This window comes from Streptomyces sp. NPDC018019 (assembly GCF_044327805.1).
Classification (GTDB): domain Bacteria; phylum Actinomycetota; class Actinomycetes; order Streptomycetales; family Streptomycetaceae; genus Streptomyces.
Window position 1 is genome coordinate 136,469 of sequence record NZ_JBIRGD010000023.1, and the last position, 23,201, is coordinate 159,669.

The window sequence follows — 23,201 nt, forward strand, 5'->3', positions numbered from 1 at the left end:
CCGCCGTCCCGCCGCCACCGTCTCCCAGCGCCCCTCACGCCCGAGGGCAAGGAGCAACCATGCGCTTCACCGACCGCCGGCACGCAGGCCGGTCCCTCGCCCAGTGGCTGCGCTCACCGGAAGCCGTCCCGGCCGGTGCCGCCACCGACGACGCCACCGACGACGCCGGGGCCGGGACGTGGCCGTACGGGGCGGCCGACCCGCTCGTCCTGGCCCTGCCGCGCGGCGGTGTTCCCGTGGCCGCCGAGGTCGCCCGGGAGTTCCGGGCGCCCCTCGACGTACTGGTGGCCCGCAAGATCGGCGTGCCCGGCTCGCCCGAGACCGGCATCGGCGCCATCGTCGCCGAGGAGCCGCCCGTCTTCGACCGGCGCGCTCTGCAGTTCCTGGGCCTGGCCGAGGACGAACTCGCCCCTTCCGTGGCCCGCGAACGTGCCGAACTGCACCGCCGCGAGGACCTCTACCGCCAGGGCCGTCCCGAACCCCGCGTCACGGACCGGACCGTGCTCCTCGTCGACGACGGCCTCGCCACCGGCCTCACCGCCCTCGCCGCACTGCGCCACCTGCGCCGCCGCCGGCCCGCCCACCTGGCGCTGGCCACCCCGGTCGGTTCCCGCAGCGCCGTCGCCGAACTGTCCGCGGAGGCCGACCGGGTGCTCGTCCTGCACCGGCCGGACCACTTCCGGGCGGTCGGCGAGTGGTACGACGACTTCAGCCAGGTCAGTGACGACGAGGTGATCGCCCTGCTGGGGACGGAGTCCTCCGTGGGCTGACCCGAGGGGGCCCGTGGCGCCGTGGGGTACGCCGCGGTTCCCGGCCGGGACCGCCCCACGGCCGGGTGCGACGGCGCTCTGCGGTCACTCCCGTACGGGGACCCGGGCAGCCCGCTCCGCGCCCCGTGTCAGGCGCCGTACGGCCAGCAGCCCGCCGATGCCCGGCAGCAGGGACAGGACGACGGCCGCGGCGGTGCGCTGCGGGGCGCGGGCGGTGGCGACGACGGTGAAGAGGTAGGCGCAGCCGTGCAGCGGACCGGCCAGGGAGGAGATGGCGGGCAGGTGGGCGGTCGCGAGATTGCCCAGCAGGACGACGAGGGAGGCGAGTTCGACGGTGGCGGCGATGCGCAGGGCCTGGTGGTCGCGGTGCACGGTCACGCTCCCGTGGTGGAGCCGGGCCGGATGATCATGAGGACGGTCACCACGGCCCAGATCAGGTTGAACATGCCGGTCAGCATGGCGAGACGCGCGGTGGCGCTGCGCTCCACCGGGGGCCCGGCGCCGTCCAGCAGGCCGAGCAGCCGCTCCTGGCCCGGCAGGACCAGCAGCGCCAGCACACCGGCCGCGGCGGCGGTGAGCACGATCGAGGTGATCAGCCAGGCGTCACCGAGGACACCGAGGCTGCTGGCGGTGGCGAAGCCGAAGACCGGCACGGCCAGACCGATGGCGGCGTAGACACGGCAGATGCGGTGCAGCAGCCGGACGCCGGAGAGGGCGGCGGCATCCGGCCCGGCCGCCTGCGCGCGGCGGGCGGCCGCCGGGAACATGCTGGCCGCCACGGTCACCGGCCCGACGGCGATGATCGCGGCCAGGACGTGGACGGCGAGGAGGAACTTCGTCACCGGACGGCTCCGGCCCGCTGCTCCCGGGCCACGGGCCCGTCCGCCGGGGTGGCGGGGCGCAGCCGTACGGCACCTCTGCGCGGCCCGGCCGGGGGAGTGGCGGAGGCCGGACCCCGGCTGTGGGCCCGGGGGTGTTCGTCGACAGACATGGAAGGGTGCTCTTTCTCGTCGCTGAGGGCTGGTGGGCGAGGTATCCCCGCGCCACCGCCCGGGATCTTGCGGCGTCAGGCTAGGCCGCTCGCGGACCGGCGTCCCAGGGGCTGAAACGACAATCTCCAACGGGTTCCCGCCACACCGCCCCGCCTGGGGTGTTGACGCAGCCCACCCCCATGGGCCGGGCGTGTGCGGCCGGCGGCTTCTCGCTTACCGTGTGCGGCATGCATACGGTGGCGATACTGGCGCTGGACCAAGTGGTGGCGGTCGACATGGCCGGTCCGATCGACGTGTTCGGGCGAGCCCGGCTGGCGGACGGGCGGAACCCGTACCAGGTCCGGGTCTGCGCACCGGGCCGCCAGGTGGCTTCCGAGACCTTCACGGTCCTCGCGCCGTACGGACTGGAGGTGCTGCGGGACGCCGACACGATTGTCGTGCCCGGCTGTTCGGAGGCCGCCGCGCCGCCCGGCCCGGAGGTCTTCGAGGCGCTGCGTGCGGCGGCCGCCGCGGGCACCCGGATCGCCTCCATCTGCACGGGCGCCTTCACCCTCGCCGAAGCCGGGCTGCTGGACGGGCTGCGGGCGACCACGCACTGGGTGGCGGCCGACCTGCTGGCCGAACGGTTCCCGCGCGTCGACGTACAGCCGGACGTGCTCTACGTCGACAACGGCCAGATCCTCACCTCGGCCGGGGCCGCCGCCGGACTGGACCTGTGCCTGCACCTCATCCGGCGGGACTTCGGCTCCGCGGTCGCGGCGGACTCCGCCCGGCTGTCGGTGGTGCCGCTGGAACGGGAGGGCGGACAGGCCCAGTTCATCGTGAACGCCCGGCCGCCGGTGCCGCGGGGTTCGCTGCTGGAGCCGGTGCTGAAGTGGATCGAGGACCACCTCGCCCAGGAGATGACCCTCGCCGAACTGGCCGCGCGCAGTGGGCTGAGCGAGCGGACGTTCAGCCGCCGGTTCCGGGAGCAGACGGGCACCACACCGTTGCAGTGGCTGCTGCGGGCCCGGGTGCGGCGGGCGCAGTTCCTGCTGGAGACCACCGACCACGGCGTCGAACGCATCGCCGCCCAGGCCGGTTTCGGCTCGCCCACCGCCTTCCGGGAGCGGTTCAAGCGGGTCGTCGGCGTCACACCGCAGTCGTACCGCTCCGCGTTCCGGGCCAAGGCGTCCTGACCGCCCGGCTCCCCGGGGGGCAGGCGCGCCACCGGGTCAGACGGTGTCGTTGCGCGCCGCGGCGACCACCGGCGTGCTGTACCGCATGGTGAAGCTGCCGCCCACCGCGTCGATGGCGGCGCCGATGCCGGACAGCACCTTCTCCAGGTCGTCGGGGGAGAGTTGGGTGTGGTCGCCGGTCGTGGGGACCTGGTCCAGCCACGCGTCCCTGGTGTACGTGTGCTCCCAGTCGAAACGCCACCGCTCCGGAGCGCCGTACGCACCCGTCTCCCGTATGCCCTCGGCCGCCTTGGCGCACAGCGCCGCGTACGCACCGGAGGCCGAAGCCGGGGCCGCCCACTGGCGTTCGGCGAGTGAGCCGGGCATCAGACGGCGGTAGACTTCGGCGAAGGACGCCGCCAGTCCGGGCGCGGGCCGGCCCGCGTTCCAGAACACGGCGAGCAGGCCGCCGGGCCGCAGCGCCTGAGCCGCCTTGGCGGGCCCGGCCACCGGGTCCACCCAGTGCCAGGCCTGCCCGGAGACGACGGCGTCGAACTTCCGGCCGGCCGGTTCCCAGGCTTCGAACGCCGACACCTCGGTTTCGAGACCGTGCCGCCGCGCCAGGCCGGCCATCCGCGGATCGACGTCCACGCCCAGCACCCGGCACCCGGCCGCCGCGAACTGCCGGGCCGCGATGCCCGTGCCGCAGCCGGCGTCGAGCACGTCGGTGCCGGGCGCGGCGGCGAGGACCCGGTCCACCAGGGCCCGGGGGTAGCGGGGGCGGGCCCGGTCGTAGCGTTCGGCGTCCGTGCCGTAGGACTCCGCCACCCCACGGTGCCGGTGCGGTTCCCGGACAGGAGGGCGCGATCCCTCCGACGGTATAGTGGGCATGCGCCCACTATGAGTGGGCGAGCGCCCACTCGTCAACGGGGTACGCCCCGGCGAACGGAGAAGGAGACCCACGGTGCCCACCGGAGTGGCCATCCGCGACGCACGCGAGCAGCTCTTCGAAGCCGCCGAGCGGGTCCTGCTCCGGGACGGGCCGAGCGCGCTCACCAGCCGCGCGGTCACCGCGGAAGCAGGCTGCGCCAAAGGCGTGCTGCACCGGCACTTCGACGACTTCGACGCCTTCCTCGCCGAACTCGTACGGGACCGGATCGCCCGGCTGGACGGCCGGGCCGCCGCCCTGTGCGACGCCGCCGGCACCGGCACCGTCGTCGGCCACCTGGCCGAGGCGCTGACGGACCTGTTCGGGCCGGTCGCGGTGGCCGTCGTCGGCCTCGTCACCTCGCGCGACGCCCTGCGCGCACGGCTGCGCCGGACCACACCGGCCGGCATCCCGCTGCTCACCGAGGCCGCGGCGGTGGTCGCCGCCTACCTCACCGCCGAACGCGAACGGGGCCGTCTCGCGCCGGACGCCGACATCGACACCCTCGCCCCCACGCTGGTCGGCAGCGGCCATCTGCTCTTCGCCGACCGCACGGGCGACCGGCCGACGGCCGAGGCGGTCCGCAGGGCCGTGACCGCGGTGCTGGCGGGAGTCCTGCGCGAACCGTCGGCGTGATGCGCGCTCTGTCGGCCTGCCTGCACGGGGCGCCGACGTGACAACGTGGGGCCCGGCGTGGGGCGCCGTACGATGGCCTCACCCGGTCGGCGGATTCCCGCGAGCGCGTCGGCGGGACTCGCTCCGGAGCGCTGAGCCGCGGGCAGCCGTGTGCAGCACACTGGCGGAATGGACCACATCAGTCAGCCGGAGACGGCGCCGGCGCGGAGGTTTCCGCCGCGGCCGGAGAGTGTGTCCGCGGCCCGGCATTTCGTGCGGACCGCGCTCGCCAGGGCCGCCCCGGACGCGGTGGAGACCGCCGAGCTGCTGGTCAGTGAGCTGGTGACCAATGCGGTGCTGCACGCGCGGACGGAGGCCGAGGTGTCGGTCCACGTCCTCGACGGCGAGGTCCGGGTCCAGGTCGGCGACCGGCAGCCGTGCCGCGGGCTGGTGTCGCAGCGGTCCTTCCCGTACGCCGGCCCGGGGCAGGGTCTGGCGGTGGTCGAGCAACTGGCCTCCCGGTACGGGGTCGACAGCGGCGAAGGGCGCAAGACGGTCTGGTTCGCGCTGCGGCGCGACGAGCGGCCACCCCCGCCGTCCGAGTGGCGGTCCACCGCACCGCCCTGCGGACCGACCCGTACGGTGACGCTCGTCGACCTGCCGGGCGCGCTGTACCTGGCGGCGCAGCGGTACCAGCACGCGCTGCTGCGGGAGCTGACGCTCGCCGCCTTCGCCGGCGAGGACACCGGCGTGCACCCGGCGGACCTCGCCGCCGCCCATGACACGAACAACGCGCTCAGCGACGGTATGACGGCGGCACTGGCGGAGCAGCCGTCGGTCGCCCACATCCACTCCCTGGACGTGGCCCTGCCGGCGGACATCGCGCACGGGGTCACGACGCTCCGTCATGTGCTCGATGTGGCGGAGGAGCTGTCCCGGGACGAACGCCTCCTGACCCGGCCGTCGCTTCCCCAGGACCGGGTCTTCCGCCAGTGGCTGTTCGACCAGATCACCGGCCAGTTCGCCGGCGGACCGCCCACCGCGTGGACCGTGATCCCCCGGGAGCCGAGCGCCAGCCCCTCGGAGCTGGTGCCCTGGGACGCCAGCCACGCCTGGGCCAGCCGGGTGCCCACCATCGCCGCCGACGACGAGAACCGGATCATCGTGGCGAACGGGCCGGCCGCGGACATGCTCGGCTGGCAGGCGGACGAACTGGTCGGCCGGCGGCTCACCGACCTCATCCCGGAGCACCTGCGGGAGCGCCACAAGACGGCGTTCGCCCGGCTCCTGCTCACCGGACAGCCGCACATCCTGGGCCGCTCGGCGCCGCTCCCGGCGCTGCACCGGGACGGCCGGCTGGTGCCCGTACGGCTGTTCGTCCAGACCCAGGGCACCGCGGACGGCCGTACGGTCTTCGTCGCCCAGCTCGCCCCCAGGACCGCCCCTCCCGTCCCCGCGCCACCGGCACCCGGGGAGAGCCGGGCCGGCACGCCGGATCTGCCGGGCGGCGGCCCCGACCTGCCGGACGCCCCGGAGCACCTGGGGAGGGCGGGCGGCGACGCGGCCGGCGGGCCGGCCCTGGAGCGCCGGCTGCTGGCCGACATCGGGGAGTCGCTGAGCAGCACGCCCAACCTGGACGAGGGACTGCACCGCGTCTGCAAGATCCTCACCCAGCGGCTGGCCGACTGGTGCATGGTGGACCTGCTCAACGACTGCGACCAGCTGGAGCGGTTCTGCGTCGCGCACCACAGCCCCACGCCGCTGCCGGCCGAGGCGTACGCGGGCCGGCTCCCGCCGGTGACCGGGGCCGCGCGGGGGCCGCTGGCCCGGGTGCTGCGCGGCGCCGGGCCGCTGCTGCTCACCGAGCCGTCGGCGCCGAGCGAGGTCCGCAGCCCGTTCGACACCCACCTCGCCGAGCTGTTCGAGCGGGTGGGGGCGGACAGTGCCGTCATCGCCCCGCTCCGCACGCGCGGCGCGGTCTTCGGCGCCCTGACCCTCATCCGCACCGGCCGCGACCGGCCGTTCACCGACGAATCACTGCCCCTGATCAACGACTTGGTGCGCAGCCTCGCCCTGGGAGTGGAGCACGCCCGCCTCTACCAGGAGACCCGGCACATCGCCGAACGGCTCCAGCGCTCCCTGCTGCCCGTACTGCCCGAGATCGAACACCTCCAGATGGCCGCCCGCTACGCGCCTTCCTCCACGACCGCGCAGATCGGCGGCGACTGGTACGACAGCTTCGTCGTCCCCGGCGGACGGACCGCCGTGGTCATCGGTGACGTCGCCGGACACGACCTGGAGGCGGCCGTCGCCATGAGCCAGTTGCGCAGCATGCTGCGCGGGATCGCGATCGACCGCCAGGAGCCGCCCGAAGAGGTGCTGCGCCGGCTGGACATGGCGAACCACACCCTGTCCCACGAGGCCACCGCCACCTGCATCTACGCCCTCGTCAAGGGCCCCGCGAGCGGCCCTTGGGAGCTGACGCACTCCTCCGCCGGACACCTGCCGCCGCTGCTGACCACGCAGGACGGCGGGACGCGCTACCTCGACGGGGGCTCGGGCCTGCTGCTCGGCATGGAACCCGACATGCCCCGCCCCAGCGCCGCCGACAGCCTCCCGGCCCACTCGACCGTCCTGCTCTACACCGACGGCCTCATCGAACGCCGCGAGGAATCCCTCGACCACGCCATGGACCGGCTCCGCCACCACACCGCCGCCCTCGCCCGCGAACCCCTCGACGTCTTCTGCGACGAACTCCTCATCGGCCTGAGCGCCGACAGCGCCGACGACATCGCCCTGCTCGCCCTCCGGCCGGTGCCGAAGGGCTGAGGGGCCCGCGGCGCCTCCCGTGCGGGCGCCGTTGGGCCGCCGCCTAGACTCCCCCTGGCACCGGACCGTCGTGGTGCCGTATGACCGTAAGGAGCAAGGGTGTTGGACCAGGGCTACCCGGCAGACCGTATCGACACCGGTACGGCGCACTCGGCGCGTGTGTACGACTACATCCTCGGCGGCAAGGACCATTACGCGGTGGACCGCGAGGCCGGTGACGCGATGTGCCGGGAGTGGCCCGCGCTGCCCGTGCACATGCGGGCCAACCGCGAGTTCATGCACCGCGCGGCCCGTTACCTGGCCCGGGAGGAGGGCATCGGGCAGTTCCTGGACATCGGTACCGGGCTGCCCACCTCGCCGAACCTGCACGAGGTGGTCCAGGAGGTACGGCCGGACGCGCGGGCGGTGTACGTCGACAACGACCCGATCGTGCTGACCCACGCGCGGACCCTGCTGACCGGCTCCGCCCAGGGCCGGACCGCGTACATCGACGCGGACATGCGCGACCCGGAGGCCATCATCGGCTCCGCACCGTTCCGGGAACTGCTGGACCTGCGGAAGCCGGTCGGCCTGATGATCATCGGGATACTCCACTTCATCCTCCCGCCCGACGACCACAGCCTGGTGCGACGCCTGCTGGAGCCGCTGCCCGCGGGCAGCTTCGTGGCCATGACCATCGGCACCGCGGACTTCGCGCCGCGCGAGGTCAACCGGGTCGGCGACGAGTACGCGCGCCGCGGCATGCCCATGAAGCTGCGGACGCGGGCCGAGGCCGAGGCGTTCTTCGCGGGGCTGGACCTGGTCGAGCCCGGGCTGACGCAGGTGCACCACTGGCGGCCCGACGCCGACCAGGAGGAGGTCGACGACCGGGACATCGCCATGTACGGGGCGGTGGCCCGCAAGACCGCCTGACCCCGTACGGCCGCGGCTCCGGCGGCACCCCGGCCACCCGGGTGCCGCGGCCGGCATGCGGGGCCCGGGGGGAACGGGTGTGCTGAAGACGTACCTGGTTCCCTACCAAGGAGCGATCTGCATGCGTATACGTCTCACCCTGGCCGGCGCGGCGCTGGCCGCGGTCACCGTGATCGCCGCGGCCCCCGTCGCCGGAGCGACCGACGGCCCCGCGGTCCCGAAGAAGGCCGATGCCAAGGCCGATGCCAGGCCCGGTGCCAAGGCCGATGCCAGGCCCGATGCCAAGGACGGCACCAAGGCCGAGAGCAAGGACGGCGCTCCCGATCTGGGCTTCGCCGCGATTCCCGGCGGAAACCGTGAGCTGGTCGGACGGATCATGACCGGCCTCGGCTGAGCGGCCGTTCCCGTCACATGCCGCCGGCGCTCCCGCCGGGCGCCGGCGGCCGTCGGTGGGACGAAACGGCCGCCGATGCATCCGGCGGACCGGCGAACGCCGAGGCCGCGCTCTCTCACGGTGACCTCCGGAGCGGCTCCGGGTGGGATTCCGCAGCCCCTTTTCGCCCGCTTCGTGCACCTGTGGCGCTTTCCCGTTGGAAGGTGGCGGTAACGCCCCTGGGAGGCGGGTCCACGGCGGCGTACTTTTGGGCCGTTCTCTCCGAGGCGCCTCGGAGAATCCCCCGGGCCCGCCGCCCGTAGGCACACCCCCGGTTCCCGGGCGGATTCCGGCGACGGGCGATGCACATCCGCACCCTGTGAAGGTCAGAAGGTCACCACGCATGGAATTCATCTCGCCGGTATTGGTCGGAGTCTGCTACGCCCTGTTGATGGGACTGATCCGCGAACCGCACCGCCGCCGCTTCAACGCCGTGATGGTCGGGGGAGCCGGCGCGGCCTATCTGAGCGGCGGGGGCTTCGGCGGCTGGGAACTGCCCGCCACGGCCGTCATCACCTACGTCGCCTACCGCGGGCTGGAATCCTGGACCTTCGTCGGCATCGCCTGGCTGCTGCACACCGCCTGGGACCTGTTCCACCACCTCAAGGGCAACCCCATCCTGCCCTTCGTCCACGACTCCTCGCTCAGCTGCGCCATCTGCGATCCCGTCATCGCCCTGTGGTGTTTCCGGGGCGGCCCGTCAGTGGCCGAATTCCTGCGCGCCAGGACGGGACGCCGCCGCGCCGCGGAAGCAGTGCCACCGGCGTAGGCGGCGGACCGGAGGCCACCGCGCCCGTCGCTGCAACACGGCGAAGGGCGCGGTGGCCGTCATTCCCCCAACGCCATGGCGCCCGATCATGCGGCCGCACTCCGCCAGCGACGAGCCCCCGCCCCTGCCCTCGGCCGCCTGGTGGTGGGACGGCCTCGGGCTCTGAGCGGACCGGCACGCCGGTGCCGGTCCGTCCCTGTGTCAGGCCCGCCCCGTACCCCGGTCCGAGCGGAAGAGCACCCACAGGAGGAAGGGGCCGCCGAGCACGCTGGTGACCACACCGACGGGGATCTCGACGGGGGCGATCACCCGGCCCAGCGCGTCGGCGCCGGCGATCAGCGCGCCGCCCACCAGTCCCGAGGCCAGAACGGGTACCCGCGACCGGCCGCCGAGGCGGTCGGCGAGCACGGGCGCGGCCAGCGCGACGAAGGCGATCGGGCCGCCGACGCCCGCGGCCGCTCCGGAGAGCAGTACGGCGAGGGCCAGGGCGAGGGCGCGGACGCGGCGGACGGGGACGCCGAGCCCGGCGGCCGTGTCGTCGTCGAAGCGCAGCAGTTGCAGCCGGTTGCCGGCGGCGAGGGCGAACGGGAGCAGGACGAGCAGGAGCAGCAGCAGCGGCGTGCCCACCGACCAGTCACGCCCGTTGAGGCTGCCGACCGTCCACAGGAAGACGCCGCCGGCGGTGTTGTCGTTCTGGCGGGACATCACGAGGTCGGTGACGGCCCCGACGACGGTCGAGACGCCGATGCCGACCACGAGGACGCGGTGGCCCCGGTGGCCCGCGCCGCCCGCGCACAGCACGACCAGCGCGGCGGCCAGCACCGCGCCGACCGGCCCGAGCCACCACTCACCGATCATGCCGGTGGAGGAGCCGAGGACGGAGGCGACGACGGCCGCGGTGGCGCCCTCGTTCACGCCGATGATGTCGGGGGTGGCGAGCCGGTTGCCGGCCAGGGTCTGGGTGAGGCAGCCGGCGATGCCCAGCGCCGCTCCGACCATGACGCCGACGGCGATCCGCGGCAGCCGGAAGTCCTGGACCAGCATCACCGTCGCGGAGTCGCCCGTACCGAACAGGCCGGCGAGCGTCTCGGAGAAGCTCATGCCGGTGGAGCTGGCGAACGTCCCCAGCGCGACGAGGACCAGGATCAGCGCCGCCAGCGCGACCGCGACCAGTGAGCCGCGGCGGGGGAAGAGCCAGGAGAAGGCGCCGGTGCGGACGACGAGGCTGTCGGGCGGGGTCACGTCCGGGGGCAGGGCCGGGTCCTGGGCGGGGAGCGCGGCCGTGGCGGGGGACGTGCCCGTACGCGGTACGGGAACGCCGTCCGCGGGGGAGGGCACGCGGGCCGTCGGGTCCGTCATGCCGTGCCTCCCGCCGTGGACATCCGCCGGGAACGGGCGATCCAGATCAGCAACGGCCCGCCGACGAAGGCGAGGAGCACGCTCACGGGGGTCTCCCAGGGGCGGATGGCGACGCGGGCGAAGATGTCCGCCGCGATCATCACATCGGCGGCGATCAGGGCCGAGAGGGCGAGCTGCGCGGCGATCCGCGGGCCGGCGACGGCGCGGGCGGCGTGCGGGGCCAGCAGGCCGAGGAAGGCGATGGGGCCGGCGATCGCCACCGCCGAACCGGCCAGCAGCGTCACCGCGCCGGCCACCACCACCCGGATCAGGCCGGGGCGGTGCCCCAGCGCCCGCGCGCCGTCGTCGCCCAGCGCCAGGGCGGCCAGCGGACGGGCGGCGCCGAAGGCGACCAGCAGGCCGGCCACGACGAGCGGGATCAGCGGGTAGGTGTCCGAGGTCTTGATGCCGGCGAGGGAGCCGATGGTCCAGTAGCGGAAGGTGTCGAAGGTCGACTGGGTGCTGAGCAGGACGTAGGAGGTCATGCCGTGGAAGGTGGCGCCGAGCGCGGAGCCGGCGAGCACCAGCCGCAGCGGCGAGGCCGCGGCCCGGCCCGAGGCGGCCAGCAGCAGCACGACCGCGCTGGCGGTCATCCCCCCGGCGAGCGCCCAGCCCAGCAGGGCGTACGAGGACCGCACCCCGAAGTAGGTGAGGCCGATGACGACGCCGAGCGCCGCGCCGGAATTGACCCCGAGCAGCCCGGTTTCGGCCAACGGGTTGCGGGTGACGGCCTGGAGGAGGCAGCCCGCGGCGCCGAGGGAGACGCCGACGAGGACGGCGGCGAGGGTGCGCGGCAGCCGGACGTCCAGGACGGCGAGCCGGAGTTGGGCGTCGGCGCGGGCGGCCGGATCGCCGGTGAGGAAGTCCCAGGCGCGGGCGACGGGGCTGGACCCGGTCCCGATGAGCAGGGACAGCACCATCAGGCCGGCCAGCAGCACGGTCAGCGCGACGGCGGCGGTCAGGATGCGCCGGCGGGGGCCGGGCGGCCGTGACGGAGGGGGCTCGGTGCCGCCTACGGGGGCCCCGGTCTCTTGCGCAACCAACATAAGGTTAGCCTAACCTAAAGGTTGACCGGGGATTCTGTCGTCCGACAGGCCCGGACGCCTTGGTAGCACCGGCACGCCCCGAAACAACCGTTCCGTCAAACGCCGCTCCGGCGCCGGACTTCACCACTCGGAGACTACAGACATGACCACGCACTCCTTGCCGCGCGTCCGCCTGGCCGCGACGGCCGCCGTCACCACCGCCCTGGCGCTGGCCCTCACCGCCTGCGGAGGGGACGGGTCCGGCGGCTCGGAGAAGGCGGAGGCCGGCGACGCCGGCAAGGTCACCGTCACCGACGCCACCGGCGCCAAGGTCGAGGTGCCCGCCAAGCCGGCCAAGGTGGTCGTGCTCAGCGAGATGGACCTCGACTCCGCGCTGGCCCTCGGCGTCAAGCCGATCGGTCTCACCGCGGGCCGCGGCCAGAAGGGCGCCCCCGAGTACCTCGCCGGCCGCGCCGGGGACATACCGGTCGTCGGCGCCGTCACCGGTCCCGACATCGAGAAGGTGCTGCGCGCCAAGCCGGACGTCATCCTGGCCGGGCAGCTCGCCGACCAGAAGGTGCTCCGGCAGCTGAAGTCCATCGCGCCGACCGTCGTCACCGTCGGCAAGGACAAGGACTGGAAGAAGGCGCTCGACCTCACCGGCCGGGCCCTCGGCAAGCAGAACGAGGCCAAGACCTTCCTGGCCGGCTACGACACCGAGGTCGCCGAGCTGAAGAAGAAGCTGGGCCCGCGGGCCGGCGCCACCGTCTCGGTCGCCCGCTACTCCGCCAAGGGCACCGCCGTGATGCAGCAGGGCGTGTTCATCAGCGACGTCCTGAAGGACCTCGGCTTCAAGCGGCCCGGCATCCAGAACGACCGCGGCCAGGGCCACTCCACCCCGATCAGCGACGAGGACATCAAGCAGATCGACGGCGACTGGCTGTTCATCGGCACCCTCGCCGCCAAGGGCAAGGACGCCGACCTGTTCGCCGAGCTGAAGAACAAGCCCGCCTACCACCAGCTCGGTGCCGTCCGCGAGGGCCACGCCACCGAGATCGACGGCTCGAAGTGGACCAGCCTCGGCGGCGGCCTGGCGGCCATGTCCGTCCTGGACGACATCCAGAAGGCCATGGCCAAGTGACGGACGGCGCCCCGGCCGGCCGGGTACCCGTCCCGCCGGCCGGGCGCCCGCCCCGGCTCCGCGGCCGTCCGCCGACGCGCCGGCCGCACGGTATTTTCCCGGCTACCACCGGCCACCTGTTCAAGGAGAACGACCTGCCATGGCACTGACCATCGATCACCTGCGCGCGGACGTCGCCGACGTGCTCGGCGAGGACCCGGCCGACATCCCCGTCGACGAGAACCTCGTCGACTACGGCATGGACTCGGTCCGCATCATGGCGCTGCTGGAACGGTGGCGGCGCGACCACGACATCCGGGCCGGCTTCGTGGACCTCGCCGAACAGCCCGCCATCGAGGCGTGGGCCCGCGTCCTGGGCGTCGTCGCGTGACGGCGCTGCTCGACACCGGCGCGGACGGCCGCGACCTCACCGCCGAGGGCCTGCCGCTGACGGCCGCGCAGACCGGCCTGTGGTACGCGCAGGCCCTGGACCCGGATAGCCCCGCGCAGAACACCGCGGAGTACCTGGAGATCCACGGGCCGGTGGACCCGGCGCTGTTCTCCGACGCGCTGCACCGGGTGGTCGCCGAGGCCGACGCGCTGCGGGTGCGCATCGTCGAGACCGCCGACGGCCCCCGCCAGCTCCCGCTGACCACCTCCCCGGCACCGCTGCCGCTCCACCTGGCGGACCTGCGCGCGGAGGCCGACCCCGACGGCGCGGCACGCGCCTGGATGCGGGCCGACCTGGCCGAGCCGTTCGACCTGGCCGCCGGACCGCTGTTCGCGCACGCGCTGTTCCGGGTCGGCGACACCCGCTGGCTGTGGTACCAGCGCGTCCACCACGTCGTCATGGACGGCTTCGGCTACTCGCTGCTGGCCCGCCGCACCGCCGAGGTCTACTCGGCGCTCGCGGCCGGCGAACCCGTCGGGCCCAGCCCCTTCGGGCGGCTGACCGACCTGGTCGCCGAGGACGCCGCGTACCGGGCCGGGGAGACGTACGAAGCCGACCGGCGGCACTGGAACGAGGCGTTTGCGGACCGGCCCGAGGCCGTCAACCTCGCCGGGCGCACCGCGCTGCCCTCCCGCACCCATCTGCGCCGTACGGCCCACCTGGGGCCCGAGGCCACCGAACGGCTCAAGGAGCTGGCCTCCTCGGTCCGCGCCACCTGGCCCGACGTGCTGCTCGCCGCCCAGGCGCTGTACCTGTCCCGGGCCACCGGCGCGGCGGAGGTCGTCCTGGGGCTGCCGATGATGGGCCGGATGGGCTCGGTGGCGCTGCGCGTCCCCGGCATGGTCATGAACGTGCTGCCGCTGCGGCTGACCGCCGGCCCGGGCACCACCTTCGCCGACCTGACCCGCCAGGTCGTCCTCGGCATCCGGTCGGCCCGCCGCCACCAGCGCTACCGCTACGAGGACATCCGCCGCGACCTCGGTCTGCTCGGCGCCGACCGGGCGCTGGTCGGACCGCTGGTCAACGTGATGCCCTTCGACTACGGCCTGGACTTCGCGGGCGTCCCGGCCACCGCGCACAACCTGTCCACCGGTCCCGTCGACGAGCTGACCGTCAACGTCTACGACCGCGCCGACGGCCGCGGCCTGCGCCTCGACTACGACGCCAACCCCGCGCTGTACGAGGAGGCGGACCTCGGCCGCCACCAGGAACGTTTCCTCGACCTGCTCGCACGGCTGGCGCACGCCGACCCGCACGGCCCCCTGGAGGCGCACGGCATCGCCACCGCGGCCGAACGGTCCCTGGTGCTGGAGAAGTTCAACGCCACGGCCCGCACCCTGCCGCCCACCACCCTCATCGGGCCCATCGAGGCGCAGGCCGCCCGCACCCCCGCCGCCACCGCGCTGGTCCACGGGGACACCGCGTGGACCTACGCCGAACTCGACGCCCGCGCCAACCGGCTGGCCCGGCACCTGGCGTCCCTGGGCGTACGTCCCGGCACGCTGGCCGCCGTCGCCGTACCGCGCTCCGCGGACCTCGTCCTCACACTGCTGGCCGTCCTCAAGGCAGGCGGCGCCTACCTGCCGCTGGACCCCGACTACCCCGCCGACCGGCTCGCGTACATGCTCGACGACGCCCGGCCCGTGTGCGTGGTCGCCGACCGGGCCGACCGGGTGCCCGGCGACGGGCGGACCCCGGTGGTCGTCCTCGACGGCCTCGACCTGGACGCTTATCCGGCCACCATCCCGCCCCGCCCGCTGACCCCGGACGACCCCGCCTACGTCATCTACACCTCCGGCTCCACCGGCCGGCCCAAGGGCGTCGTGGTCGGCCACCGGGCCATCGACAACCGGCTGCGCTGGATGCAGGGGCAGTACGGTCTGGAACCGGGCGACCGGGTGCTCCAGAAGACGCCCTCCGGCTTCGACGTGTCCGTGTGGGAGTTCTTCTGGCCGCTGCGGCAGGGCGCCACACTGGTCGTCGCCGACGCCGGCGGCCACCGGGACCCCGCCTACCTGGCCCGGGTCATCCGCGAACAGTCCGTCACCACCTGCCACTTCGTGCCGTCCATGCTCCAGGTGTTCCTCGCCGAGCCGGACGCGGCGACCTGCACGGGGCTGCGCCGGGTCTTCTGCAGCGGCGAGGCACTGCCGCGCGAGACGGCACGGGAGTTCGCGCGGGCGCTGCCCGGTGTGGAGCTGCACAACCTGTACGGCCCCACCGAGGCGGCCGTGGACGTCACCCACCACGCGTGCGCGCCCGAGGACGACGGTCCCGTGCCCATCGGGGCACCCGTCTGGAACACCCGCCTGTACGTCCTGGACGCGGCCCTGCAACCCTGCCCGCCCGGCGTTCCCGGTGAGCTGTACCTCGCCGGGACCCAGCTCGCCGACGGCTACCTGGGACGGCCCGGCCTGACCGCGACCCGCTTCGTCACCGACCCGTACGGGCCCGCCGGCAGCCGCATGTACCGCACCGGGGACCTGGCCCGCTGGACCGGCCGTGGCGAACTGCTCTACCTCGGCCGCACCGACCACCAGGTCAAACTGCGCGGCCAGCGCGTCGAACTCGGCGAGATCGAGGAGGCGCTGGCCGCCCTGCCCGCCGTCGGCGCGGCCTGCGCGGCGGTGCGCGAGGACCGGCCCGGCGACCAGCGGCTGATCGGCTACGTCACGCCCGAGAGCGGCGACGGCGCGGCCCCGCCCGACCCGGAGGAACTGCGCGACGCGCTCGCCCGCTCGCTGCCGGAGCACATGGTGCCCAACAGCGTCATCGTGCTGGACGCGTTCCCGCTCAGCCCGAACGGCAAGCTGGACCGCAAGCAGCTCCCGGCCCCCGCCTTCACGGCGGGCCCCGGCCGCGCCCCGCGCACCCACCGCGAGGAGACCCTCACCCGGCTGTTCGCCGAGGTGCTGGGCCTGCCCCGGGTCGGCGTGGACGACGCGTTCTTCGACCTGGGCGGCACCTCGCTGCTGGCCGCCCGCCTGATGGCGCGGGTCCGCGACACGCTCGGCGCCCAACTGGCCATCGGCGCGCTCTTCCAGGACCGCACCCCGGCCGCCCTCGCCGCCCGCCTGGACGGCGACGGGACCGGCGGGGACGCGCTGGACGTCCTGCTGCCGCTGCGCCAGGCCGGCGACCGCGCCCCGCTGTTCGTCCTGCACCCGGCGGGCGGCATCAGCTGGTGCTACTCGGGCCTGCTGTCCCGGCTCGACCCCGTGCAGCCGGTGTACGGGCTGCAGGCCCGCGGCCTGGCCCGCGAGGAGCCCCTGCCGGCGACGATGGAGGAGATGGCCGCCGACTACGTACGGCAGCTGCGCACCGTCCGGCCGCACGGCCCCTACCGGCTGCTCGGCTGGTCCGTGGGCGGCGTCCTGGCGCACACCGTGGCGGTGCAGCTCCAGGAGGCGGGGGAGGAGGTCGAGTTCCTCGCCCTGCTGGACGCCTACCCCTCCGACCAGTGGCGCGACCAGGCCGTACCCAAGGAGGCCGACGCGCTGACCGCCCTGCTGCGGATGGCGGGCTTCGAGCGGACGGACGAGCTGACCCGCGAGGACGTTCTGGAGACGCTGCGCCGCGAGGGCAGCGCGCTGGCCGGGCTGTCCGACCGGACGCTCTCCGCCGTCGTGGACATCGTCGTCAACAACGCCCGGCTCATGCGGGAACACCGGCACCGGGTGTTCACCGGCGACGTGCTCTTCTTCACCGCCGCGGCCCCGCGGGCCGAGGACTGGCTGACGCGGGAGGCCTGGACGCCGTACGTGAAGGGGGAGCTGGCCAACCACGACGTGGACTGCCTGCACCCGCAGATGACGCAGCCGCGCTGGATGGACGGGATCGCCTCGGTGGTCGCGGCCCGGCTGGCCGCACTGGACCGCTGAACTCCCGCGGGGCCGGGCGGGAAAACGTCCGGCCCCGTGAGGGCGATACCCCCCACAGCGTGACTTAGGTAAGGCTAAGCTAACCTATGATCGTGTCGGGGGGGTTCCCCCGACTTCCCACGCTTGCCTGCCTCTTCAGGAGGAGTCCCAGACCATGAGCGCCCCCAAGCCGCAGTCCCGTACCGCTTCCCGCCGCCTCGTCCGCCGCGCCACGGCCCTCGCCGTCGCCGCGGGCAGCGTCCTCGCGGTGAGCGGCACCGCCGTCGCCCACGGCCGGCCCGCGCCGCAGCCGACGTACCGGGTGGACACCGCCCAACTGGCCACCGGGCTCTACCAGTCGGCCTACTCCGAGCGGCACCACGTCCTGTGGACGACGACCGCCGTCGGCCGGCCGCCGGTCACCCAGTCCAGACTGCTGAAGGTCGACCCCAAGACGCTCAAGACCAAGGCCGCGTACGCGCCGCCGGTCACCGACCCGGCGACCGGCGCGGTCGAGGCGGTCTACGGCGTGGCCGTGGACGACGAGCACGACACCGTGTGGACCACCAACACCCGCAACAACTCGGTGGCCGTCTACAGCCAGCGGACCGGCAAGCACCTCGCCACCCTGCCGGGTGTCGCCCACGCCCGGCAGGTCGTGGTCGACAAGCGCCACGACCTCGCCTGGGCCAGCGGCTACGGCGACGGTTCCGTGGTCGCCTTCGACACCCGCACCTTCAAGGAGAAGAAGCGGGTCAAGGTCGAGGGCGCGGGCACCGCCGGACTCGCCGTCGACACCCGTACCGGCACCGCCTACGCCACCGACCTGACCAACGACCGGATCATCGCGGTCAGCCCGTACAAGGCCGAGCCGCGCTTCATCCCCACCGGCGACGCCCCGATCGGCATCGAGCTGTCCGCCGACGGCCGCACCGCGTACACGGCCAACCAGGCCGCGGGCACCCTGTCGGTCGTCGACCTGCGCAAGGGCGCCGTCACCCGGACCGTGGCCACCGGCGCCGGCGCGATCTCCGTCGCCGCCGACCACCGCTCCGGCCGGGTCTTCGTCGCCAACCGGGGCAGCGGCACCACGACCGTCGTGGACCCGGAGAAGGGCACCGTCCTGGCCGACCTGGCCACCGGACCCAACCCGAACCACGTCACGGTCCGCCGCGGCACGGCCTACGTCGTGGACAAGTCCGCGGCCGGCGCCGACCGGATCGACTCGGTGCACCGCATCAGCCTCACGCGCTCGCACTGAGCCCGGGCGGTCGGGGGCCGTTGCCCGGTGGGGCGGCGGCCCCCGGCCGCAACGGCCCTCGGGGCGCGCCCCGCACGCTGCTGAGCGCCCCCCGTCAGCGGCCCGGCCCCGGGCCGGGCGTCAGGCGCTGGACCCGGCCGCTCCCGGCCCCAGCAGCTCGCACAGCCCGTCGGCCAGCTCCGTGCGCCAGCACAGGTAGTCGTGACCGCCGTTGTACTCGCGGTAGACCGCGTCCGTGTACCCCTTGGCCGCCAGGGTGTCGCGCAGCCGGCGGTTCGCGGGCAGGGCGACCCACTCCTGTTCGCCCGCCGACAGGCGGAACCGCACCGGGAGCCGCGGGGACGCCGCGATCCGTTCGGTCAGCCACTGGGCGCCCGGACCGTTCGGCCACCAGAAGGAGCCGGACTGCGCCAGCACACCGCCGAACCGGCCGGGCGCGGACACCGCGGCGTACGCGGCGGTCAGACCGCCCAGGCTCTGGCCCGCCACCACGGTACGGGCCGGGTCGGCGGTCAGCGGCAGGTCCGCGGCGGCCCACGGCAGCAGTTCGTCCGCGAGGAAGCCGGTGAAGCGCGGGTCGCAGGTCATCTCGGCCCAGCGGGCGTCCGCGCCCAGGGACTCCGGCAGCAGCGCGGCCAGCGGCGGGATCCGGCCGTCCGCGATGAGGTTGTCCAGCAGGGTGGCCACGCCGAGCCCCGGCTGCCACATCTCCCCGTCCAGCAGGACGAGCACGGGCAGCCCGGTGCTCTCCGCGCCCTGCGCGCCCGCTTCCGCGCCGCTCGGGGGCGCGTACCGCCACACCCGGCGCGCGTTGCCGAGCAGGGCGCTGTGGACGGTGTGTACGGAGACGGTGCCGCGGGGCACGCCGGGCCGCTCCTGCCAGTCCTCGCCGCGCGGCGCGTCGGGCAGGGTGACGCAGGAAGCCGGGGGGCCGCCCCAACGGCTCGCGAGAGTCTGCGTGTTGAGCGGGTCGAGGCGCCGCTGCGTACGGAGCCACGGCCAGTACGCCTCGTCGTCGGCGGCGGGACCGTCGCCCTCGTCCACACACAGCGTGTACGTGGCGTGCCAGTCCCGGCGCATCCGTACCGACCAGTGCCACACATCCGTGCCGGGGACGCGCTCCATGAGGTTGCCGGCCGGGTCGCGCGGGTCGGCGAGCTTGTTGGGCGACACCAGGACCGCGCGGGTGGCGGGGGAGCCGCGCCACAGGAACGTCACGAGCGCGTGGTCCGCCGCGCCGTACGGGTCCGGACCGGTCAGCGGCGTCCCCTCCCGCTCCACCGCCCGCCAGAACTCCGCCCCGGACATCCCGGCCGCCCGGCGGACGACGCGCTCGTCGGTGACGCGCGGCACGGGCGAGGGCCGGGGCACCCGGGGCGGACGGCGGGGCGTGTCGGCGGGCGGGGCGGCTGGGGTCATCGGGGCGGTCTCCGGGTCCATGGCGCGGGCGGTCGGCAGTCGATCAATAAGGCTAGCCTTACCTTATCGTTGCGTTCCGGGCCGCCGATCGGCGCCATCGGGGGCCGGACCAGGCGACCGGTCCGGACGTGGGGCGGCACGTCACCGCGCCGCCCGCCCCGGCCCGTCCGGTGCCGGACCTACGCCTCCGCCGGGCGGCGTGCCTCGCGCCGCATCGCCCACAGCGTCGGACCGCCGTCCGGCAGCTGCACCTCCTGCTGCACGGTGAAGCCGAAGTGCTCGTAGACGGGCAGGTTGGACGACTTGGAAGACTCCAGGTGGACCGGGAGGCCCGCCGCGTCGGCCTTGGCCAGGCCGGAGCGGAGCAGGGCGCCTCCGTGCCCCTGTCCCTGGCCGGCCGGGTCGGTGCCGATCACCGCGAGGTACCAGTGCGGTTCCTTGGGCGCGTGCGCGGCGGCCGCCTCGACGAGCTCCCGGAACAAGGGGCCCCGGTCGCCGAGGAGGTCCTGGAGCTCCTGGAGGGTCTCCGCGTCCGGAACGGCCTTCTCCCGCGCCTGCGGCGGTATCCAGAAGGCCGCCGCCGCGGCGGTGCGCTCGCACACCCCGTGGTGGGCGTACTGCTTGGTGAAGATCGTGGTGAAGTAGCGGTCCAGCCTGTCCTCGCGCGCGGCTTCGCCGGGCAGGAACCAGCGCATCATCGGGTCGTCGTCGAAGGCGCGGGCCAGGGTGCGCCCGATCTCGGGGGCGTCGTCGAGCGTGGCCGTCGTCGGCGTGTTCGTTATCGACATACGGGTCATTCTGCATCCCGGTGATCTTGGACATTCGGGCGGGGCCCGGTTCGCCTCCGGGGCCCACGAAGCGGCCGCGCCGGGAAAGTTGGGCCGCGGACGGACGGCCGCCCCGGCCGGCCGCGCGGTGCCCTCCTCACCTCGGTCTGGTCGTCGGTTCCGGCTCCTCGAACTGCTCGAACAGCACCTCGTAACCGTCCGGGTCCAGCCCCATGAACACCCGCGCCCACCCGGCGTCCGCCGGCTCCAGCGTCACGGGCAGCCCCTCCCGCCGCCACAGCGCGTACACGCCGTCCAGATCGCGCGTCGGTACGGCCAGGACGAAGCCCAGCCCCAGCGGGCCGGCCTTGACCGCCCGTTCCCGCTCCGTGTCCGGGTACCCGTGCGCATGGAGGTCCGACAGGATCAACCACGTGTGCCCGTACGTCAGATACCGCAGGTGGGGCTGTTCCCGGTTCGGCAGTTCCCGGAAGCCCAGCCGGAGGTACAGGTCGCCGGACGCCCTGAGGTCCCGGACCCGCAGGCCCACCTTGAGCTGTTTGCTCCCCATCATGATCGGCTCCTTCCCCGGTGCCCCGCGCCCGCCGCCATCCGTCTGCCGGGGTGCCGGTGCGGCGGAGTGCCGTCACCGGCGCAGCAGGAAGACGTCCCCGGCGTTGTTGGTGTCGCCGGGCACCAGGTCCGCGGACCACGAGGCGAAGGCGATCCGCCGGGCGTGCGCGTCGGGGGCGGCCGGACCGAGCCGCCCGGCTCCCGGGGCCAGCACCCGTCGGGTGTGCCCGGTTACGAGGTCCCGTACGCCCAGCCCCTTTCCGTCGTGGAAGACGAGGTGCCGGCCGTCGGCGCTGAAGGTGCCCTCCGAGGTGCTGTCGGCGGGATCGGTGGCGTCCAGCCGCCAGGTGACGGCGCGGCGCAGGTCGCGGACGAAGACGTTGGCCGCCCGGTTGGTGTCACCGGGGGTGATCTTGTCGGACGAGGTCTGGAAGAGGACGTGGCGGCCGTCGGGGGCGATGCCGGTCGGGAAGGACTTCCGGTCCGAGGGGCCCGCCCCGTCGTACGGTACGTCCACCTGCCGGGTCCGCCCGGTCTTCCGGTCGGTGACGTACACGTCCTGCACCGGCGGCCCGGACACCTTCGACACGTACAGCCCGTAGGCCACGAAACGGCCGTCCGCGCTGATCTTCGGGGCGGTGGCGGCGCGGGCCCAGTCGGCCGGCGGGGCGCTCACCCGCTGCGTGACCCCTTTGACCAGGTCCCGGACGTAGATGCGCACTTCGCCCAGCACGCCGAGCGGGTACCACGGCGTGTCGTCCGCCACGAAGGCGACGTAGCGGCCGTCGGCGCTGAGGGACGGGCTCCGGGAGACGACGCCGTAGCCCTCGTCGAGACCGACGTCCGCCTTGACGGTGCGGCCGGTGCGCAGGTCCCGTACGTACACGTCGGCGATCTCGCCCGGCGGGCCGGGGCGCCCGTCGTCGGTGGGGGAGAGGGACGCGAACGCCAGGTGACGGCCGTCGGCGCTCAGTGCGGGATCGTCCGTCCAGGCGTCCGCGGGCGCGCCCGCGTCCCGGGCGTCGACCCGGGTCAGCGCCCCGGTGCGCAGGTCCTTCCAGAAGGCCTGGGGCCGGTATCTCCTGCTGTCCGGGGCGAAGTTGACGGCCTGTGAGGTGAAGGCGGCGATGGTGCCGTCGGCGCTGAGGGAGGGGGCGGAGGAATCGCCGTCTCCCTGGGTGCCGTCCTCGGTGACGCTGATCCGCTCGATACGCGGCGGCCCGTCGCCGGACCGCGGACCGGCCGCTTCCGCCGTGGTCGGCGCCATGACCGCCGACAGCCCTGCGATCAGCCCCGCAACCAGTGCGGCTGCGGCTCTGCCGCGTCCGTTACCACCCATCGGCGCCCCCAGAGCGAACGGCCTCCGACCCCGCACCGGAGCCCACCGGGCCACCCTCGCAGCACCGGCGCCGGGACACCGCTCCCTTTTCCGGCCATCCCGCCGGACGCTATGGCCCCGCGGAGGTGTGCCCCGGCAGGGGGTTACTGCACTGCGGGGAATTCGGCGTCCGGGGCCGCTGATTCCGGATGCTCCCGGTCGGCCGCCGAAGGCTGCCCTGGGGTGTCGTCGTCCGCGCCGCCCGCGGCGCGCAGTCGCTTGCCGGCGAGTTCCCTGGCCAGCTTTTCCGAGTAGAGGCGCATTTCCGCTTCCGCCCTGAGATCGAACACGATCCCTCCTCCTGGTCCCCGCGGACCGCTCCTGGTACCCGGCGATTACCGTGCGGCGACGGGCCGCAAACGGCACAAGCAGGCGCGGTGTACCGCCACTTGGCGCACGCCTCGTACCTGGCGCCCCCGGCGTACGCCTGGCCGGGCGGTCCGTTCCCTGCCTAGTAGTGCTTCGTTAGGTTCTGGTCTTGGTCAGTGGGCGGCCGCAGGTGGTGCAGGTTCCGGTCCAGCACCGCAGGAGGTCCTGCAGGGCG

22 protein-coding genes are annotated in these 23,201 nt (G+C 74.4%); 11 read left to right on the forward strand and 11 right to left on the reverse strand.

All coding sequences use genetic code 11. The features are described from left to right. Window positions 1-59: 59 nt before the first annotated feature. The gene (locus ACH4FX_RS31620) at window positions 60-770 is read left to right on the forward strand and encodes a phosphoribosyltransferase (RefSeq protein WP_398484738.1); all 711 of its coding nucleotides are present in this window, start codon (window positions 60-62) and stop codon (window positions 768-770) included. A gap of 84 nt (window positions 771-854) precedes the next feature. Here the strand turns inward: ACH4FX_RS31620 and ACH4FX_RS31625 are convergent, their stop codons facing one another. From ACH4FX_RS31625 to ACH4FX_RS31635, 3 genes are read right to left on the reverse strand one after another with little or no spacing between them, the layout of a single operon-like run. Next, window positions 855-1,148, reverse strand: coding sequence for a DUF3817 domain-containing protein (locus ACH4FX_RS31625; RefSeq protein WP_398484740.1), 294 nt, complete (start codon window positions 1,146-1,148; stop codon window positions 855-857). Next, window positions 1,145-1,612 carry a DUF2269 family protein gene (locus tag ACH4FX_RS31630; protein WP_398484742.1) on the reverse strand — a complete coding sequence of 156 codons (468 nt, stop codon included), beginning with the start codon at window positions 1,610-1,612 and terminating at the stop codon, window positions 1,145-1,147. Before ACH4FX_RS31630 ends, ACH4FX_RS31625 begins: the two co-directional genes overlap by 4 nt. Continuing rightward, entirely contained in the window at window positions 1,609-1,761 is a 153-nt protein-coding gene (locus ACH4FX_RS31635) for a hypothetical protein (protein ID WP_398484744.1), read from the reverse strand. The genes ACH4FX_RS31630 and ACH4FX_RS31635 overlap by 4 nt, the downstream gene beginning before the upstream one ends. Window positions 1,762-1,989: 228 nt before the next feature. On the opposite strand from ACH4FX_RS31635, the gene ACH4FX_RS31640 reads away from it, so the two are divergent. Continuing rightward, a complete protein-coding gene (locus tag ACH4FX_RS31640) occupies window positions 1,990-2,940 on the forward strand; it encodes a GlxA family transcriptional regulator (RefSeq protein WP_398484746.1) in 951 nt (316 codons plus the stop codon). A 36-nt stretch (window positions 2,941-2,976) separates the two neighbouring features. Here ACH4FX_RS31640 and ACH4FX_RS31645 read toward each other — a convergent pair whose 3' ends face one another. Beyond that, window positions 2,977-3,810, reverse strand: a complete 834-nt coding sequence (locus ACH4FX_RS31645) for a class I SAM-dependent methyltransferase (protein ID WP_398484748.1) — start codon at window positions 3,808-3,810, stop codon at window positions 2,977-2,979. Window positions 3,811-3,883: 73 nt separating this feature from the next. On the opposite strand from ACH4FX_RS31645, the gene ACH4FX_RS31650 reads away from it, so the two are divergent. The 5 genes from ACH4FX_RS31650 (at window position 3,884) to ACH4FX_RS31670 (ending at window position 9,405) form a co-directional block, all read left to right on the forward strand. Next, window positions 3,884-4,483 (forward strand): TetR/AcrR family transcriptional regulator, encoded by a 600-nt coding sequence (locus ACH4FX_RS31650; RefSeq protein WP_398484749.1) that lies wholly within the window; start codon window positions 3,884-3,886, stop codon window positions 4,481-4,483. Between the two features lie 168 nt (window positions 4,484-4,651). Further along, entirely contained in the window at window positions 4,652-7,291 is a 2,640-nt protein-coding gene (locus ACH4FX_RS31655) for a SpoIIE family protein phosphatase (RefSeq protein ID WP_398484751.1), read from the forward strand. Between the two features lie 102 nt (window positions 7,292-7,393). Continuing rightward, window positions 7,394-8,203 (forward strand): SAM-dependent methyltransferase, encoded by an 810-nt coding sequence (locus tag ACH4FX_RS31660; protein ID WP_398484791.1) that lies wholly within the window; start codon window positions 7,394-7,396, stop codon window positions 8,201-8,203. A gap of 121 nt (window positions 8,204-8,324) precedes the next feature. Further along, window positions 8,325-8,597 carry a hypothetical protein gene (locus tag ACH4FX_RS31665; RefSeq protein ID WP_398484753.1) on the forward strand — a complete coding sequence of 91 codons (273 nt, stop codon included), beginning with the start codon at window positions 8,325-8,327 and terminating at the stop codon, window positions 8,595-8,597. Between the two features lie 382 nt (window positions 8,598-8,979). Further along, window positions 8,980-9,405 (forward strand): DUF6010 family protein, encoded by a 426-nt coding sequence (locus ACH4FX_RS31670; RefSeq protein ID WP_398484755.1) that lies wholly within the window; start codon window positions 8,980-8,982, stop codon window positions 9,403-9,405. Between the two features lie 201 nt (window positions 9,406-9,606). On the opposite strand, the gene ACH4FX_RS31675 is transcribed toward ACH4FX_RS31670, so the two are convergent. Together ACH4FX_RS31675 and ACH4FX_RS31680 are read right to left on the reverse strand one after the other, a co-directional pair. Next, entirely contained in the window at window positions 9,607-10,764 is a 1,158-nt protein-coding gene (locus ACH4FX_RS31675) for a FecCD family ABC transporter permease (protein ID WP_398484757.1), read from the reverse strand. Then, window positions 10,761-11,849 (reverse strand): FecCD family ABC transporter permease, encoded by a 1,089-nt coding sequence (locus tag ACH4FX_RS31680; RefSeq protein WP_398484759.1) that lies wholly within the window; start codon window positions 11,847-11,849, stop codon window positions 10,761-10,763. Before ACH4FX_RS31680 ends, ACH4FX_RS31675 begins: the two co-directional genes overlap by 4 nt. Window positions 11,850-11,991: 142 nt before the next feature. Between ACH4FX_RS31680 and ACH4FX_RS31685 the strand changes: the two genes are divergently transcribed. From ACH4FX_RS31685 to ACH4FX_RS31700, 4 genes are all read left to right on the forward strand, one after another. Next, window positions 11,992-12,969 (forward strand): ABC transporter substrate-binding protein, encoded by a 978-nt coding sequence (locus tag ACH4FX_RS31685; RefSeq protein WP_398484761.1) that lies wholly within the window; start codon window positions 11,992-11,994, stop codon window positions 12,967-12,969. A 139-nt stretch (window positions 12,970-13,108) separates the two neighbouring features. Continuing rightward, the gene (locus ACH4FX_RS31690; protein ID WP_398484762.1) at window positions 13,109-13,339 is read left to right on the forward strand and encodes a phosphopantetheine-binding protein; all 231 of its coding nucleotides are present in this window, start codon (window positions 13,109-13,111) and stop codon (window positions 13,337-13,339) included. Then, entirely contained in the window at window positions 13,336-17,280 is a 3,945-nt protein-coding gene (locus tag ACH4FX_RS31695; RefSeq protein WP_398484764.1) for an amino acid adenylation domain-containing protein, read from the forward strand. The genes ACH4FX_RS31690 and ACH4FX_RS31695 overlap by 4 nt, the downstream gene beginning before the upstream one ends. Window positions 17,281-17,434: 154 nt before the next feature. After that, window positions 17,435-18,520, forward strand: coding sequence for a YncE family protein (locus ACH4FX_RS31700; RefSeq protein WP_398484766.1), 1,086 nt, complete (start codon window positions 17,435-17,437; stop codon window positions 18,518-18,520). Window positions 18,521-18,640: 120 nt separating this feature from the next. Here the strand turns inward: ACH4FX_RS31700 and fes are convergent, their stop codons facing one another. From fes to ACH4FX_RS31725, 5 genes are all read right to left on the reverse strand, one after another. Then, complete coding sequence (gene fes / locus ACH4FX_RS31705; protein WP_398484768.1) at window positions 18,641-19,939, reverse strand: enterochelin esterase; 1,299 nt, start codon at window positions 19,937-19,939, stop codon at window positions 18,641-18,643. Window positions 19,940-20,118: 179 nt separating this feature from the next. Beyond that, on the reverse strand, window positions 20,119-20,727 hold the full coding sequence (locus tag ACH4FX_RS31710) for a GNAT family N-acetyltransferase (RefSeq protein WP_398484770.1): 609 nt from the start codon (window positions 20,725-20,727) through the stop codon (window positions 20,119-20,121). A 136-nt stretch (window positions 20,728-20,863) separates the two neighbouring features. Continuing rightward, on the reverse strand, window positions 20,864-21,280 hold the full coding sequence (locus tag ACH4FX_RS31715) for a VOC family protein (protein WP_398484772.1): 417 nt from the start codon (window positions 21,278-21,280) through the stop codon (window positions 20,864-20,866). 72 nt (window positions 21,281-21,352) lie between these two features. Then, window positions 21,353-22,546 (reverse strand): TolB family protein, encoded by a 1,194-nt coding sequence (locus tag ACH4FX_RS31720; RefSeq protein ID WP_398484774.1) that lies wholly within the window; start codon window positions 22,544-22,546, stop codon window positions 21,353-21,355. A gap of 215 nt (window positions 22,547-22,761) precedes the next feature. Beyond that, window positions 22,762-22,947 carry a hypothetical protein gene (locus ACH4FX_RS31725; protein WP_398484776.1) on the reverse strand — a complete coding sequence of 62 codons (186 nt, stop codon included), beginning with the start codon at window positions 22,945-22,947 and terminating at the stop codon, window positions 22,762-22,764. Window positions 22,948-23,201 lie beyond the last annotated feature (254 nt).

Excerpts from the sequence above, each read along its gene's own strand:
- ACH4FX_RS31620 (WP_398484738.1), top strand. The coding sequence starts at position 60 with ATGCGCTTCACCGACCGCCGGCACGCAGGCCGGTCCCTCGCCCAGTGG.
- ACH4FX_RS31635 (WP_398484744.1), bottom strand. The coding sequence starts at position 1,761 with ATGTCTGTCGACGAACACCCCCGGGCCCACAGCCGGGGTCCGGCCTCC.
- ACH4FX_RS31640 (WP_398484746.1), top strand. The coding sequence starts at position 1,990 with ATGCATACGGTGGCGATACTGGCGCTGGACCAAGTGGTGGCGGTCGAC.
- ACH4FX_RS31645 (WP_398484748.1), bottom strand. The coding sequence starts at position 3,810 with ATGCCCACTATACCGTCGGAGGGATCGCGCCCTCCTGTCCGGGAACCG.
- ACH4FX_RS31655 (WP_398484751.1), top strand. The coding sequence starts at position 4,652 with ATGGACCACATCAGTCAGCCGGAGACGGCGCCGGCGCGGAGGTTTCCG.
- ACH4FX_RS31665 (WP_398484753.1), top strand. The coding sequence starts at position 8,325 with ATGCGTATACGTCTCACCCTGGCCGGCGCGGCGCTGGCCGCGGTCACC.
- ACH4FX_RS31670 (WP_398484755.1), top strand. The coding sequence starts at position 8,980 with ATGGAATTCATCTCGCCGGTATTGGTCGGAGTCTGCTACGCCCTGTTG.
- ACH4FX_RS31675 (WP_398484757.1), bottom strand. The coding sequence starts at position 10,764 with ATGACGGACCCGACGGCCCGCGTGCCCTCCCCCGCGGACGGCGTTCCC.
- ACH4FX_RS31680 (WP_398484759.1), bottom strand. The coding sequence starts at position 11,849 with ATGTTGGTTGCGCAAGAGACCGGGGCCCCCGTAGGCGGCACCGAGCCC.
- ACH4FX_RS31685 (WP_398484761.1), top strand. The coding sequence starts at position 11,992 with ATGACCACGCACTCCTTGCCGCGCGTCCGCCTGGCCGCGACGGCCGCC.
- ACH4FX_RS31690 (WP_398484762.1), top strand. The coding sequence starts at position 13,109 with ATGGCACTGACCATCGATCACCTGCGCGCGGACGTCGCCGACGTGCTC.
- ACH4FX_RS31700 (WP_398484766.1), top strand. The coding sequence starts at position 17,435 with ATGAGCGCCCCCAAGCCGCAGTCCCGTACCGCTTCCCGCCGCCTCGTC.
- fes (WP_398484768.1), bottom strand. The coding sequence starts at position 19,939 with ATGACCCCAGCCGCCCCGCCCGCCGACACGCCCCGCCGTCCGCCCCGG.
- ACH4FX_RS31710 (WP_398484770.1), bottom strand. The coding sequence starts at position 20,727 with ATGTCGATAACGAACACGCCGACGACGGCCACGCTCGACGACGCCCCC.
- ACH4FX_RS31715 (WP_398484772.1), bottom strand. The coding sequence starts at position 21,280 with ATGATGGGGAGCAAACAGCTCAAGGTGGGCCTGCGGGTCCGGGACCTC.
- ACH4FX_RS31720 (WP_398484774.1), bottom strand. The coding sequence starts at position 22,546 with ATGGCGCCGACCACGGCGGAAGCGGCCGGTCCGCGGTCCGGCGACGGG.